Here is a 16,135-nt window from a genome sequence, read left to right on the forward strand (position 1 = left end):
GAAAATAAAATGAAAAAGGTACTATTAAAAATATATTATAAGTTACTGGTTATTAAAAATATGTTTATTGGATTTTATAATAAAAATATAGTGTCAAAAAGATATCCTCTGGTAAAAGGTACTGATGAGACATTAGAAAAAATTATTAATGAAGAAATATCTATGAGTCGTTATGGAGATGGAGAACTCTCGCTTATTAAAGGAGAAAATTTAAAGTTTCAATCATATAATGAAGAACTAGCCAAAAGATTAAGAGAAATATTACATAGTAATAAAGAAAATCACATTGTTTGTTTACCAAATATATTTGAAGGCCTAGATGAATATACAGATACTTCTAAGCTATATTGGATTAAGTACTTAAACTTAAATAGACACAAAATATATAAAATAATAGATATGAAAAAAATATATTATAATACTCAAGTTACTAGATTATATATAGATATTAAGGATAAATACTTGGTAAAAGAACGTTTTAAGAAAGTTAAATCAATATGGAAAAACAAAGAAGTTTTAATTATAGAGGGAGAAAAAAGTAGATTAGGCATAGGCAATGATTTGTTTGAAGACTCTAAAACAATAGAAAGAATAATTTGTCCATCAATAAATGCTTATGATAAATATGATGACATATTAAAATTAGCGATAGAAAAAGGAAGAAATAAAATTATACTGATAGCACTTGGACCAACAGCTACAGTATTAGCTTATGATTTAAATAAATTAGGATACCATGCATTAGATATAGGTCATATAGATATTGAGTATGAGTGGTTTTTGAATGGATCTATAGAAAAAAAACCAGTAAAACATAAATATATAGGAGAGATTGATGGTGGAGATATAGTTGAAGATTTAAATGATAAGAAATATGTTAGTGAAATTATATGTAATGTATAACGAGCTATTAAAAAGAGAGGTAAATATGAGAACTGAGAATGCAATTAAAAATATATCAATTAGTATATTTTCTCAAGTGGTGATAATACTCTTGGGTTTTTTATCTAGAAAAGTATTTATTGATAGCTTAGGAACAGCATATTTAGGAGTAAATGGATTATTAACAAATGTATTATCTATGATGGTACTAATAGAAGGTGGTATAGGCATTAGTATTACATATAATCTGTATAAGCCACTAGCAGAAAATGATCAACCAAAGATAATATCTTTGGTACAATTATATAAAAAAGTTTATGGAATTTTAGCATTAATAATATTTATTTTAAGTATCATAATATATCCTATGATTGGAAGATTTGCAAAGGGAGTAGATAGCATATCAAATCTTACATTAGTATACTTTATATTTGTAGCAAAAAATATGGTTTCATATATTACAGCATATAAGTGGGCGTTAATAAATGCAGATCAAAAAGGATATGTACTATCAACGGCAAATCTTGTATTTCAAGTGATAACAACTATTGCTAAGATAATTATATTGTATATGACATCAAACTATATTATTTATTTATTAGTAGAGTTAGGAATTTATTTAGTACAAGTATTATTTAATGGAAGTATTGTAAATAAGAGATATCCATATATAAAAACAAAGCAAAAATATAGTTTGGATAATGATGTGAAAGATAATATAGTAACCAATGTAAAGGCTATGTTTTTACATAATATAGGTGGATATTGTGTTGCTGGAACAGATAATATATTACTTTCTTATATTAATATAACTATAGTTGGTCTATATTCTAACTATACTATGATAACAGGTCAGTTGACGGCTTTAATATCACCAATACTGGGAGGTATAAGTGCTGGAGTAGGGAACTTAATAGCGACGGAGAATAATACAAAAACATACTCAGTATTTCAAGTTGCTTATTTAGTGAATTTTTGGATATATTCTTTATGTATTATTTTTCTATATAATTTGCTAGAACCATTTATAACATGGTGGTTAAAAGATGGATTACTTTTAGGCAAGGGGACTTTTTTGGTTATATTATTAAATCTATATATTAGCGGAATGAGGTCAACAGTTATAACGTTTAAAAGTAATGCAGGATTATTTGTTCAAGATAAGTATGCTCCTGTTATTGAAGGAATACTAAATTTGATGATATCTATAATACTGATGAAAAGGTTTGGTATGATAGGAGTATTTATAGGTACTACCATAAGTACTTTAATAGTTCCATTTTGGAATCAACCAAGAATATTATTTAAATATGGGTTTGAGGTAAGTGTGTGGGAGTACTTTAGAAAATATTTATATTATGTAGTATTAACTGTATTAGTTGGGGTGTTGACTACGAGTATATGTAATTTGGTTGTAGTTAGTAATTTGTTTTTATCTTTAGTTATAAAAGGTCTAATTTGCGTAGGGGTTATAAATTTATGCTATATAGTGATTTTCTTTAGAACTGAAGAATTTAAGTACTTACTAAACATAATAAAACCGATGGCTGCTAAGATGAAAAATAAACTAGCTATAAATTAGTTAAAGTATAGGATGGGGAGATATGATAAGATCACTACAAGGTTTTAGAGCATTAGGAATGATATCTATATTTTTATTCCACTCGGGTTTGTTATTAAAAGGAACATTTCCAATAACATTTTTCTTTATGTTATCAGGATTTGTTTTATACTATTCTTACAGTAATCGGATTAAATCAATGAGTATAAATGACGATATAGTATGGGTAATAAATCGGATGAAAAGGATGTATCCAATACATTTAATTACATATGTTATGAGTGTAATTATAAGATGGGAATGGATATGCAAATTTGAAATAATAGAACTCATTAGTAAAGCATTTTGGAATCTTTCTCTATTGCAAAGTTATTACAAAATCAAACATTTCCATTCAATGGATTATCATGGTTTTTATCTACATTGTTTTTATTATATATAGTGGCAGTTCCGCTTATAATATCAATAAAAAATATAAAGAGCACAAAATCATTATACTTTATATTATTAATATTAATGTTACAAAATATAATAGTTTTTATTAATAACAGTAAAAATTATGAGTTAAACCTATACACTAGTACATTTTTCAGAATATTTGACTTTATAATAGGTATGCTATTAGCTAAGAAATTTATGGGGGTAATAAATGTGAAAAAGACTATAAAAAATATAATGTATATGAATTTATAATTGTAGGTATATTTGGCATAATGTATTTAATTACCTTGTTTAGTAATTTTGAATTTGAATATGCATTAAGTTATTATTCACCTATATTTGCATTAGGAATATATATAATGGCATGTGAGAAAGGTAAAATATCTAAAATATTATCCAATGATATACTACAAAAAATAGCTGTATTTAGTTTTGAATTTTATATGGTACATGAATTAATATTAATTATATTTAGACGTGTATTTAAGGATTTAACATATCATTGGTTAATAAAAAATATAATTATATCTATTCCTGCACTGATAATATCTATTTTAATAGCAATAGTATTAAATAGATATATAACTAAGAATGTAGTATGTAAGTCAATTAGTAATAGAGAAAAAGTATATATAGAAATCTAATATAAATATTTGTATGGTGAGTTTTGCTTGTATCTAGTTGTTATATTTAATAAACTTTATATATAATTAAATTATAAGAAGGATAGACTTAAAGATGCTAGATAACTATAAGAGGGTAGAAAATTTAGTTGATGAAAAATAAAGATAATAGATTACAATACATAGATATGACAAAAGGGTTTAGTATATTATTAGTAATTTTAGGTCATGCATATCCTGTTAATGACATAAGAATACGGTTACATTCCTTTCATATGCCACTATTTTTTATTATATCAGGGTGTTTATTTTATTACAGTGAAGGACTTAATAAGTCTATTAGAAATTTATTTAAATCTAGAATTAAAGTTTTACTAAGACCTTATATTATTTTTAATATTGTTTTTATTTTTATTAACTATGTACTGTCTAGTTTCACGGTAGATTCATTAGTAAATGATATAAATACAGTAATTAGATTAAATGGATTAGTTGCATTATGTTTTTTACTAGCACTGTTCATAATCGAATTAATCTTTGTAATAATAAATAAAATATTTAAAAGTAATAAATTGATTGTCTTATTTATAGTATTTTTATTTACAATATCAATATAAGTAGCTAAAAGTTATTTAAAATATATTGTGATATTAAAAAGTTTTATAGGACTTGGATTTTTTGCTATAGGTTATTATGGATTTAAGTATATTAAAGAATTAGAACTAAGATGGAGTGGTTTAATTATTTCTATACTAGGCTATGATTAAAAATTATCATAGCCTAATTTTAAACTTAGTTAATTATAGTAACTATATAATAAGTATAGTTTTTATATTTATCTGATATTAATTGAATATTAGTTGGTGAAATTTCTAATATAACTTCATAATTAGTATCGCTTGCAAGTGTTGATGCTTGAGAATACCCATCAATTACGTAACCTATTGATTTTGATATCTCACAATTTTTAAATATAGTCTTAGAGCCATTAACATAACCTCTTATCCATACGAGGGCTTTTCTTGTATTTTTATCATCAGGAATACAGTTTATCTTACAATCATTAAATTCACAACTAGCATTTGCATTGATAAGTTTTACAAAACCAGAATCCACGCCACTTACATTTTTTTCATAATAAGTTATAGTACAATTATCAAATTTCAAATCACCAAGTTTATTAGGTTGATTAATAGTAATATCAAAGTCATCAAAGGTACAATTAGTAAATAGACCACTATTGCAACCATTACCCGCAATCTTAGTAGTTCCTTTAAAAATACAATTATGAAAAACTCTAATTCCTCCAGTTTGATTCAACCTTATATTTGTCACTTGTCCATCAGATGTGGTAAAATTTGAATTATAAATATAAACGTTTGTATTAATATTAGAATTATGATTTATAAATTGAGAGTTGTAAACAATACCATCTGATAATATACCGCGAGTAATTGTACAATTATAAGCAGTTGCTTTTGTGAAACTAGCTACTTCAGAATCTCTTAAAATAATATCTGAAGTAGTAGCATTTTCTCTGCATGTAACGGATGTGGATTTATTATTATAAAAGCGATAGCAGCCTGTCTTAACAAGACTATCATAACCCAAATAAGAGTCATTTAAAGTACTATCTCTTATAACTAAATCTTTAGTTCTACTCCAAATATAAAGTTTTCCGTTGACCATTTTTTCGACAACAAAATTATGACCAGCGCAAGTTAAGAAATCATTATGAGGATTATCATGGAAGTTGAGTTTTCTAAAAGTGGCATCTTGCATCATATCCCAACCATCCTCTGCATCTAATGCACACTTAGTAACAGCAGTACCACATTTACTTAACTCACAGCTTTCAAATAACATATTATTCATACCTTGAGGAGCCATACCAACAGCTCTACAGTTATCTAGTCTTAAATTTTCAAATTGGCAGTTTGTAGGTAGTCTAAATAGTTGAATAGATAAATTAGTAGGATAAGCCTCGTTTAATATTGTAACTCTCATAAACTTAGCAGTAGATGGAACAGAAATTCTTCTGTATTGATAAGCATCAGTTGATTTTATAAAAATTCTATTACCATCATAGAAGTGACAAACTAAATTCCAAGTACCACAAGGGTTACCTTGATATCCAAGATATACACTTACTGATAGATATCCAATTTCACTATATCCAGATATATCTCTAAAATCACAAGTAGTTCTATTAGTTGAAACAATATCTATACCTGTAGCTCTATCTATATCACCTAGTTTAAAAGTATTACCAATTTTTCTAGGATATAAATATGTGTATCCTAGTTTGTTATCTCTAGACTCTTTAATACCATTTATAGTTCCATACCCTGTAATATCTTTTACAGTTAAATTCTCATAAGAACTATATTTTGCCTCTCCGCCTATACTAATACCATGAACCCACTCAGAATTATTTGGTGAATTAGTATAATCATGATTATAATAATCTCCTTCTATTGTCCCGTTTATAACATGAGAATCAAAAGTATTATTTAATTCCATCATCAATGCTTTATCTCCTGTAAATTCATGAAGTTTCAAAGTAGCCCCATTCATATCTAAAGTAAACTTAGTAGGAATATAAATAGGAGCAAGATGATCTATTCTATAAGTTCCTGCAAGTAATCTTAATCTATTAAACCCTTGAGCTTGCTTATCATCTAATAGTTTTTGTAAACCTTCCCTAGTAGAAACTAATTTAGTAGTATCATTAGTATTACTAATATTGTAAGTTGTTAAATCTTGTGTAGTCATTATATATTCTTTAACAGGAACATCATTTCTAACTAAGAAGAAGTTGAATAACTCATGAGAGTTTCTACCATATTGGTCAGTACATAGTATAGAGAATTTTTGTTCTTGCCCATCTAGTTTAGGGAAAGTACCTAAGCTTATAGAATGATCTCCTGCCTTTAAGTTTTTAACTATAATATCGTCCTTTCCTTCGATTCTTACTGTAACTGTAAATATTTCACTAAAATCTTCTTCTACGTATTCTTTGTGATAGTAGTCAGTAATATAGTAGTCTATGATTACTTCTTCATCAGGTTTTATTATAGGTTTTATATAGTAAGTAGATATATAAGGAACTTCATTTTGTTTGGCAGGATCAAGTGGCTCAATAGCATTTTCAACTACATATTCAAATATAATAGTTTGATTAAGATTATCAGTAGTAAGAATTACTGATTTGCTTGATTCTCCAGATATATCATATCCTAAAATGTCTATAGCATCATAAGAATAAGTCCCTAGCTCCAGGTCTTTATAAACTTTAAATTCAGCTATAGATGCATTAGTTGTTTTGTCTACATATTTTATAGTGATGCTTCCGTATACTTTATTTTTCTTGTAGTAAAATACTACCTCTTGATTCGATTGTGACAATGTTAAAGTTACTGTTTTTGAACTAGGGTCAACAGCAGTATATCCATCTATGGACTTAGCGCTATAAGTATAATTTTTAATATCTAAATTAGAATATAAATCAGAGCTAGCAACTTCCTTGTTAGTATCTACATCCAGATATTTAACAGAAACTGATCCAAGTATTTTACTATATTCAAATATGATAGTCTGATTGAAAGTATCTTTAGTAAGAGTAACTGATTTACTAGATAACCCGGAAATCTGATAGCCTAAAATATCTATAGAGTTATATGAGTAAGTTCCTAATTCTACGTTATTGTGAATTTCAGATGGAGCTATGGATATATTAGTTCCTTGCTCCACATATTTTATGGTGATAGTTCCATAGATTTTGTTTTCTTTGTAGTAAAATATGATTTCTTGATTAGGATTTGTTGCTGTTAAAGTTACAGATTTTGTACTAGGATTTACTACTGTATAGTTTGCAATGGATGGAGCCGTATATGTGTAGGATTTGAGAGTAAGGTTGCTATTAGTTACAGGTGACAAAATTACAGCTTTAGTATCCGTATTTAAATATTGAATAGTTATACTGCCAGTTATAACTGTTTGTACTTTTTTTATATAGATAGTTAGTATATATGCATCTTTATTATTGTATTTAAAATATGCCCAGAAACCATTTATACTAATTACCTCTATTAGACTTCCTTTTTTTAGAGTGCCTAAATTAGAGGCAAATAAGGAGGGCTTACTTTTTATGGTTGCATAGCTTCTTATGCATTTGTATGTCTGAGTAGTAGACATTTAATGACACATCTCCTTTTTAATTCTCAACTTCTTAATGAAGCAACAAACGAAGAGCTTGGTACATGAGAAAAGAGAATTCTTTATTTGAATAAAGTAATATTCTATATATAATATGGAATGAAATGACAAATGTTTACTGTTTATGACAAATAATTACATTTTTTAATACTATGAATATATATTTAAATAAATAGTAGAATTATAGAATAATATATACCTAAAATAATACTATTGTGTAATACAAAATATAATACTAAATTATTACAATATATAATATAAATGATTGAAGAGTATTATATAAGGGGATTTACACGAGGGGGATTAAATGGATTTAGTTCAAAAACAAATTATAAAATATATTAAAACTACTATTAATGGAAAAAAAATGAATATTGATAAAAAACAAGAGATAGATTGGCAGAGGATAATAAACTTGTCAAGAGAGCACAAAGTGGAAGCATTAGTCTATTCAGCAATTCCAAGTGAAATAAAAAATAGCATACCAGAAGATTTATTAAACTTTTGGAAAAAAGAAGTGTTTATATCTGGTGTAACTCAGCAACAACATATAAAAGAAGTTGAGAAAATACTACATAACTTTAATGAGGAGAATATAGAAGTTTTAGTATTAAAAGGTTTAGTCATAAGAGACTTGTACCCAAGTCCAACGATTAGAACAATGAGCGATGCAGATATAGTGGTAAAAGAAGAAGATTTGGAAAAATCAATAGAACTTATATTAAATAGAGGGTACGTAGAAATAGAACAATCACCTTCTCATTTTGTATATTCAAAAGGAGGATGCTTACCTATAGAGCTACATTGGAATTTGGCAGATGAACATTTCTTTAAGCAAATAACTAAATTTGAAGAAGATATGTGGCATAATGTGGAAGAGGTAAATATAGGAAGTGCAGTAGCGAAGACAATGAGTTTAGAAGATTTAGCTATATTCCAATGTATACACATGGCAAAACATATGGTTTATAGAGGGTTTGGAATAAGACATTTGATAGACTTTACTTTATTAGTTAATAAAAGAGGAAATGAGATAAAATGGATTAGATTTATGGATAGATGTAAAAAATATGGGATTTATAAATTTGTTCTAAAAGTCATGTTAGCATGTAATACATTATTTGAAATGCCTGTTCCAAGTGATGTAGAAGACGTTGTAAAAGAGGACAAGTCTTATCTAAATCAATTTATTGAAGATATATTTAAAAGCGGTGTTCATGGTAAGCAAGACTTTGTAAGTAGTGTGGCTAGTGAATTTGCATACACTTCTGATAAGAAAGATGGGGAAAATACAAGTTCCTTAAAGAGATATGCCAGGTTTTTATTTCCTAGGGTTGAGAACATGTCTGATATATACAATTATGCTAAAAATTATAAAATTTTAACACCCATTGCATGGACACACCATTTAGCTAGAGGTGTGTTTAATAAGGATTACTCAATGAAAGATAAGATTAAGTTTACTACATCTACTGTTGGGATATCTCAAAAAAGAAATGATTTAATAAATTGGCTTGAGTTATAAGATTGTTTGAGTAATTGTCTATTATTATTTCAGTCTGTATAAATAGTATTTTAAGAGTATACTGAAGTACGTGACAAATTATACTAAAGTCTAATAGATACTAACATATTGATACTGTACAATAAAATTAATATATAATAAGCTGATTATATACAAAGAGATTAAATGGAGGGGTACAAATGAAAGAGTGGAAAAAACCAGAAATTTTAAATTTAGACCTAGTTTCAACTAAAAGTAATGAATGTCCGTATATTAATTCTGTAGAAACTAAAACTAATAGCATAACAGCTCAAACTGATAGCAAATCAGTTGGAACATTAATATGTATAATCAAAGGATGTTCATACTATTGTAAAACATGTAGAGGATGTAAAATTTATAGTGGTCAAATTATTTGGCCAAATAGGAAAAAATGTAATTGTGCTCAAATATCTTAATCAGATGTTTATTCTTGAAGGACACTAAAAAAAGTATTTTTAAGTAATTACTAAGAGTTGATTTCTAAGCTGAATAGGAATCAACTCTTTTTATTGTGAATAAATTTTACAATAAAGTATACTTTAGGAGTAGAAATGGTATATAAATAGCTAATACAATAATAGTACAAAAGTTGATATTATTGTATTAGCTATCTATATGTGGGGGGAATATAAATTATGATTGCATATTTGAAAAAAATAATTCAACGAATAAAAGATGGTATGCTAAAAGAAATGTATATAGAAGCAAAATGGATGTATAAGTATGTAGAAAAGTACAAATGGGGAGTTGTATTTTATATAGTTCTAGGTATACTTGAAACAGCAATGGGCTTAGTTAGTAGTGTGGCATCTAAGAATTTAATAGATGCAGTTACAGGCTATGATTCAGGTGGAATAGGTATGGCAGTAGCCATTATAATAGGAATGTCTATAGGGACTATTGTTGTAGATGCTATAACTAGTAGAATATCTGCAAAAATAAACGTAAAAGTAGGAAATGAAATAAGAGCAGATATATACGATAAAATTATTAATACTGACTGGGAGAGCATGTCCACTTTCCATAGTGGAGACTTATTAAATAGATTAACAGATGACTCATCTACAGTAGCAAGTAGTGTACTTGGATGGGTACCAAATTTAATAACTCAAGTAGTTCAATTTATAAGTATATTGTCAGTAGTATTATACTATGATGCAACTATGGCAGTAATAGCTCTTATGAGTGCGCCTATTACTATTATAGTTTCAAAATCATTAATGCTAAAAATGAGAAAGTTTAATAAAGAAATAAGAGTAGTAAGAAGTAATATGATGTCTTTCAATGAGGAATCATTTCAAAATTTACAATCACTAAAGGCATTTAATCTTTCTAAAGTATTTTCCAAACGTTTGAGAAATGTTCAAAGTGAATACACTAAGGTAAGTTTAGATTATAACAAGTTTTCCATATGGACTTCAGCATTTATGTCATTAGTAGGAACTTGTGTATATTATTCTTGTTTTGGATGGGGAGTATATAGACTTTGGACAGGCTACATAACATATGGTACTATGGTGCTATTTTTGCAATTATCTAGTAGATTATCTGGATCATTTTCCAGTTTAATAGACTTAGTGCCATCAGCTATTGGTGCTACTACTGCTGCTGGTAGAATTATGGAAGTAGTAGAACTGCCTAGAGAAAAATATAAAGATGATAACTTAGTAGATATTATGGAAGAAAATGTGGAACAAGTAGGAGTATCTGTAGAATTAGAAGATGTTGATTTTACATATTTAAATTCTGATAAAGTAGTGTTTAGTGATGCTAATATAGAGGCAAATCCAAGTGAAATAATAGCTTTAGTAGGTCCTTCGGGAGAGGGTAAAAGTACTATGATGAGATTAATATTAGGACTTACTAATCCTCAAAAAGGACGAGCAATAATTAGAAATGCAAATGGATTAGAATGTAATATATCAGCCAGTACTCGTAAACTAATGGCTTATGTACCACAAGAAAAGACTATGTTCTCAGGTACTGTTGCAGAAAACATGAGACTAGTAAAATTAGATGCTACAGATGAAGAAATAGTAGAAGCATTAAAAGCTGCTTGTGCTTATGATTTTATATCAGTATTACCAGATGGTATTTATAGCAAAATAGGAGAGCGAGGAGGTGGATTCTCTGAAGGTCAAAATCAAAGACTATCTATTGCGAGAGCCATACTTAGAGATTCGCCAATATTATTGCTAGATGAGGCAACTTCTGCATTAGACATAGTTACAGAAAGAAGAGTCTTAAAAAATATAATGAAATTAAATAGCAAAAAAACCTGTATAGTAACAACACATAGACCAAGTGTACTTACTATGTGTGATAAGGTGTATAAAATTTCTAATAGTGAAGTGAATCTAATATCAAGTGCAGAAGTAGAGCAAATGATTGTGGATTTTTAGGGGGCAAATTATGAAATATTATTATAGGGTATATGGGTTGAATATTGAGTCTAGTATAATGATTCCTGAGTTAGAGGTAATAGATAATAATTGTGATGTGGATGTTAAGTTATCTTATGGGGTAGTAAATGATGAAATAAAAGAATTAAGAGAAACTGGTAGTGTTGCAAATTACGAAAAATTAGATATGTGGTTCCATATAAAAGATGTGGCAATATATCATATTTACAATGGTGATACTGTTGTTATAGAGCCTTATGAAAATGCTTCTTTTAAAACAATAAAGTTATATATTTTGGGAAGTGTATTAGGATTAGCATTACTTCAAAGGAATATGGTAGCTATTCATGGAGGAGGAATAGTTATTAATGGAAAAGGTTGTATTTTTACAGGAGAAAAAGGAGCTGGAAAATCTACTATTTCCACTGCACTTAGACAGAAGGGACATAAGTTTATTTCTGATGATGTATGTTCTATAAATATAGGTGAAATAAAGACAATCAATCATGGGTTTGCATATCAAAAACTTTGTGAAGATGCTATGGTCAAATTAGGATACAATATTGATCAATTTGAACAATTTAGAGGAGATTTAGATGTTAACAAATATTTGGTCCCTGCCTTTGAGCAGTTTACAAAAAAGGAAACTCCCTTGGAAGCCATATTTGAACTTACAGTAGGGGAAGTAAATCAAGTTGAAATAGAAGAAGTAATTGGTGTTCAAAAAATGAATAAAATACTTGAAAATATTTTTAGAATAGAAATGTTAAGATATTGCGGAGGAATAGATCCTATATACTTTAAGAAATGTTTAGAAATAGCTAAAAGTATTAAGTTATATAAAATAACTAGACCTAAAGATGTATTTTCAGTAGATGAACAGATTAGACTAATAGAAGAAAAAATATATGTGGAAAATCATGCAAGATTATATGAAGAAGTTACTACTTAAGGGAGCTTATTTAAAGCTTCCTTTTTTTTAGTAGTGCAGAGTTATAAAATCTATATTTTATGAACAATTTGTTGAATGATAAGGAAATTTGAAAAACGAAAGTAATGATATAATACTAAATAATTATTGAAACTTATACTAAATAAGTATAACATTTAAGTATATATGGAAGAATTGGGGATATTAGTGTAAAAACTGAAAATAAATATTTTTATAATTGGGGAATTTAAAGATATTTAGTCTATTTTATAAAGCAAAGAGTAATATAATAGGGGTTTAGTATACTATATAAAATTAAGTTAACAAATGAAAATTAATTTCCATAATGGGGGGAAAATAATGAAAGGAATTATAATTTCTGAATCTTTAGTAATTAGAAAGGGTGTAGCCCAAATACTAGAAGAAGAGGATGTAGTAGAATCTTTAAACGAGGGGTATATGTGTAGAGATATTAAAAAAGGAAAATATGATTTAGTCATATTTGATTTAAATAAAAATACAAAAGAATACCTAAACTGCATAAAAGAAGTTAAACAAAATACTGATGCAAAAGTAATGATTTTAGATTTTTATGAAGATACAAGACTTTTCTCTAAATGTATGAAAATAGGTGTAGATAGCTATATATTAGCAAATATAGAAGGTGAAAGTATTAAATATGCTATCAATCTATTAGCCAAAGGTAAGAAATACTTTGACTCTGATTTAGTAGAAAACTATATGAGAAAAGACAATTTAAATGAAATAAAAGAACTTACTAAGAGAGAAAAAGAAATACTTTTATGTATTTCAACAGGAAAAAGTAACCAGGAAATAGCTACAGATTTGTGTATAACAGAACATACAGTGAAAAAACATACAAGCAATATTTTCGAAAAATTAAACTTACGAGATAGAACACATGCAGCCCTTTATGTACATGAAATAGGAATCGTATAAATATGAAAAGAAATATAAAGTATTTAATAATACTTTTATTTTTACTAACTATTATATGTATATACGAGGTTAACATATCTTATAATAACTTAACGACAACAAACTATTCAATTACAACAAATCAAATCAATAACAAGGTCAATTTAATCATAATATCAGATTTACACGATAATAAATTCAAAGGTAATAATGAGGAATTAGTAAAAATAATCAAATCTCAGTCACCAGATGCAGTTTTAGTCGTGGGAGATATGATAAATGATAATTCAATAAATAGTAATATTGTAATAAATTTTTTAAAACAGTTAGGTGAAATAGTTCCAGTATATTATTCCTTAGGAAATACAGAGGAAGACTATATAAAAGCTAGAACATCAGATTTAATAAAGGAGTTAGAAGATATAAATATTACAGTGTTAGATAATCAATACAAAGATATAAAAATAAAAGATAGCAATATAAGAATTGGTGGTATGTATGAATATGCTTTTGGCCTGAGTCATGATAATAAGACTTATGATTTTCTAAGTGATTTTCAAGATACAGATAATTATAAGATTATGATGTCACACAGACCAGACAGTTTTATATTTGGAGATGCATCAAAGGTATGGGATATTGATTTAGTAGTAAGCGGACACAATCATGGTGGACAAGTTGTTCTGCCTTTTTTTGGAGGACTTTATGGTGGAGATCAAGGATGGTTTCCAGAGTATGACAAAGGACTTTTTGATTTGGATAAGATAAAGATTCTTATAACCAGTGGGTTAGGATCAGGTAAAGAAAAACTACCTAGATTTAATAATGTGCCTGAAGTGGTGAATTTACAGCTAACTTCAAAGTAAAAATAATGTATATTGTACAATAAGATTTAAAGCTATGGCAAATACTAATGGAGGACTTATTATACTAGGAGTAGATGAGTTAAATCATGAGTTAGTTATAACAGGTGTTGAAAATGCAGATAAAATAATAAAAGACTTTTGGAGTATATTAAATGGAGAAAAAGTTAATAGAAATATTTTAAAAGATGAAGACTTAGAAATAATAGAAATTAACAATAAATCGGTTATAAAGATAAATATTCCAAGAGCTTACTATAAAGACAAGCCTATTTTTATAAATGGAAATCCTTATAAAGGAACATTTAAAAGAAATTATGAGGGAGATTATAAGTGTAGTGAAGAAGAAATAAATGCTATGATAAGAGATGCCTCAGAACAAGGTGGAGATTCAAAAATACTAGAAGGCTATGATATTGATGATGTTGATATAAATACATTAAAAAGATATAGAAATAAGTTTGGAGTTGTAAATCCAGATCATATATGGAATGAATTATCAGACAAAGAATTTCTAGTACAGTTAGGTTCTATTTCTAAAGATAGAAGAACTAAGATAGAAGGATTAACACTTGCAGGATTACTTATGTTTGGTAAAGGACTAAGTATTAGAGAAGCTTATCCTTATATAAACCTAGATTTCAGAGATCAAAGAAATATAAATGATGAAGTTAGATGGAATGATAGAGTAACAATAGATGGAACATGGGAAAATAACTTATATAATTTTTACACAATGGTTATACCAAAGCTTACAGAGGGATTAAAAGTACCTTTTTATATGGAAAATTTAACAAGAATAGATGATACTTTAGTACACAAAGCTCTGAGAGAAGCATTTGTAAATTGTATAATACATGGAGATTATAATATTCAAGGAACATTAAAAATTATAAGACACAAGGATCATTATGAGTTTTCTAATGCTGGTAATTTAAAAATATCTAAAGAAGATATTTTCAGTGGTGGTAATTCAAAATCTAGAAATCCAAAGATACAATCAGCACTGAGAATGATAGGACTTGGCGAGAATATAGGTTCTGGATTTCCTACTATATTAAAAGCATGGAACCAGCAACATTGGAGAATACCTCAGCTTGAAGAAAATATCAAATTAAATACTGTTACATTAAATATGTGGATGGTATCACTTATACCGAAGGAATGTTTAGATGAATTGAGAAATATGTATGGTGAAAAATTTGATACTCTTGGAGAGTTAGAAGTATTAGCTGTAGTTACTGCATACTTAGAAGGATGCGTCACTAATTCAAGACTACAGACTATTTGTAATAATCACCCAAATGACATAACTAAAGTACTATATAGCTTGGTAAAAAATAAATTCCTTAAAATTGAAGGATATGGTAGAGGAAGTGTTTATTACATAAGTAGCGAAAGTAACGAAAAAAGTGAATTTAAAGAAAATGAAATAGATTATTCAATAAAAATTACCGATGAAGAAAATAAGATAATAGAATTTATAAAGAGTAATGGGTTTATTAACAGAAGTCTAAGTGAAGAAAAGTTAGGTTTTAAGAAAAATAAAAATTTAAACTTGTGTAATAGCTTAATAAGAAAAGGTGTTATTAAGAAAGTTGGAACATCTAATAAGATTAAGTATATGCTTGTACATGATGATAAAAAGGACGCGTCCTTAAAATAAAGTGACGCGTCCTTAAAATAAAGTGACGCGTTTAATATTAGCAAGATTTAATAATCCACCAGA

General features: G+C 27.4%; 15 protein-coding genes. 14 read left to right on the top strand and 1 reads right to left on the bottom strand.

Going from position 1 to position 16,135, the window contains the following annotated elements; translation table 11 throughout:
• Nucleotides 1–9: 9 nt before the first annotated feature.
• The 7 genes from TVTCOM_RS04785 (at nucleotide 10) to TVTCOM_RS04815 (ending at nucleotide 4,274) form a co-directional block, all read left to right on the top strand.
• On the top strand, nucleotides 10–903 hold the full coding sequence (locus tag TVTCOM_RS04785) for an SP_1767 family glycosyltransferase (protein ID WP_434798706.1): 894 nt from the start codon (nucleotides 10–12) through the stop codon (nucleotides 901–903).
• Nucleotides 875–2,464 carry a lipopolysaccharide biosynthesis protein gene (locus TVTCOM_RS04790; protein ID WP_434798707.1) on the top strand — a complete coding sequence of 530 codons (1,590 nt, stop codon included), beginning with the start codon at nucleotides 875–877 and terminating at the stop codon, nucleotides 2,462–2,464. The genes TVTCOM_RS04785 and TVTCOM_RS04790 overlap by 29 nt, the downstream gene beginning before the upstream one ends.
• A gap of 22 nt (nucleotides 2,465–2,486) precedes the next feature.
• Nucleotides 2,487–2,885, top strand: coding sequence for a hypothetical protein (locus tag TVTCOM_RS04795; RefSeq protein WP_434798708.1), 399 nt, complete (start codon nucleotides 2,487–2,489; stop codon nucleotides 2,883–2,885).
• Nucleotides 2,867–3,136 (top strand): hypothetical protein, encoded by a 270-nt coding sequence (locus TVTCOM_RS04800; RefSeq protein WP_434798709.1) that lies wholly within the window; start codon nucleotides 2,867–2,869, stop codon nucleotides 3,134–3,136. Before TVTCOM_RS04795 ends, TVTCOM_RS04800 begins: the two co-directional genes overlap by 19 nt.
• A 35-nt stretch (nucleotides 3,137–3,171) precedes the next feature.
• The gene (locus tag TVTCOM_RS04805; RefSeq protein WP_434798710.1) at nucleotides 3,172–3,528 is read left to right on the top strand and encodes an acyltransferase family protein; all 357 of its coding nucleotides are present in this window, start codon (nucleotides 3,172–3,174) and stop codon (nucleotides 3,526–3,528) included.
• 167 nt (nucleotides 3,529–3,695) lie between these two features.
• Nucleotides 3,696–4,124 (top strand): acyltransferase family protein, encoded by a 429-nt coding sequence (locus TVTCOM_RS04810; protein WP_434799719.1) that lies wholly within the window; start codon nucleotides 3,696–3,698, stop codon nucleotides 4,122–4,124.
• Between the two features lie 27 nt (nucleotides 4,125–4,151).
• Nucleotides 4,152–4,274: a hypothetical protein gene (locus TVTCOM_RS04815; RefSeq protein ID WP_434798711.1), complete on the top strand. Its 123-nt coding sequence runs from the start codon at nucleotides 4,152–4,154 to the stop codon at nucleotides 4,272–4,274.
• Nucleotides 4,275–4,299: 25 nt separating this feature from the next.
• Here TVTCOM_RS04815 and TVTCOM_RS04820 read toward each other — a convergent pair whose 3' ends face one another.
• Nucleotides 4,300–7,704, bottom strand: coding sequence for a MucBP domain-containing protein (locus tag TVTCOM_RS04820; protein ID WP_434798712.1), 3,405 nt, complete (start codon nucleotides 7,702–7,704; stop codon nucleotides 4,300–4,302).
• Between the two features lie 328 nt (nucleotides 7,705–8,032).
• On the opposite strand from TVTCOM_RS04820, the gene TVTCOM_RS04825 reads away from it, so the two are divergent.
• The 7 genes from TVTCOM_RS04825 to TVTCOM_RS04855 all read left to right on the top strand — a co-directional run bounded on the left by TVTCOM_RS04825 (nucleotide 8,033) and on the right by TVTCOM_RS04855 (nucleotide 16,072).
• Nucleotides 8,033–9,250, top strand: coding sequence for a nucleotidyltransferase domain-containing protein (locus tag TVTCOM_RS04825; RefSeq protein ID WP_434798713.1), 1,218 nt, complete (start codon nucleotides 8,033–8,035; stop codon nucleotides 9,248–9,250).
• Between the two features lie 179 nt (nucleotides 9,251–9,429).
• A complete protein-coding gene (locus TVTCOM_RS04830) occupies nucleotides 9,430–9,687 on the top strand; it encodes a hypothetical protein (RefSeq protein WP_434798714.1) in 258 nt (85 codons plus the stop codon).
• A gap of 219 nt (nucleotides 9,688–9,906) precedes the next feature.
• Nucleotides 9,907–11,673 (top strand): ABC transporter ATP-binding protein, encoded by a 1,767-nt coding sequence (locus TVTCOM_RS04835; RefSeq protein ID WP_434798715.1) that lies wholly within the window; start codon nucleotides 9,907–9,909, stop codon nucleotides 11,671–11,673.
• Between the two features lie 10 nt (nucleotides 11,674–11,683).
• Nucleotides 11,684–12,625 (top strand): hypothetical protein, encoded by a 942-nt coding sequence (locus tag TVTCOM_RS04840; RefSeq protein WP_434798716.1) that lies wholly within the window; start codon nucleotides 11,684–11,686, stop codon nucleotides 12,623–12,625.
• Between the two features lie 339 nt (nucleotides 12,626–12,964).
• Nucleotides 12,965–13,564, top strand: coding sequence for a response regulator transcription factor (locus tag TVTCOM_RS04845; RefSeq protein ID WP_434798717.1), 600 nt, complete (start codon nucleotides 12,965–12,967; stop codon nucleotides 13,562–13,564).
• A 2-nt stretch (nucleotides 13,565–13,566) separates the two neighbouring features.
• Nucleotides 13,567–14,409 carry a metallophosphoesterase gene (locus TVTCOM_RS04850; RefSeq protein WP_434798718.1) on the top strand — a complete coding sequence of 281 codons (843 nt, stop codon included), beginning with the start codon at nucleotides 13,567–13,569 and terminating at the stop codon, nucleotides 14,407–14,409.
• A gap of 34 nt (nucleotides 14,410–14,443) precedes the next feature.
• Nucleotides 14,444–16,072: an ATP-binding protein gene (locus tag TVTCOM_RS04855; protein WP_434798719.1), complete on the top strand. Its 1,629-nt coding sequence runs from the start codon at nucleotides 14,444–14,446 to the stop codon at nucleotides 16,070–16,072.
• Nucleotides 16,073–16,135: the final 63 nt, after the last annotated feature.

Source organism: Terrisporobacter vanillatitrophus (genome assembly GCF_051148895.1).
GTDB lineage: Bacteria > Bacillota > Clostridia > Peptostreptococcales > Peptostreptococcaceae > Terrisporobacter > Terrisporobacter vanillatitrophus.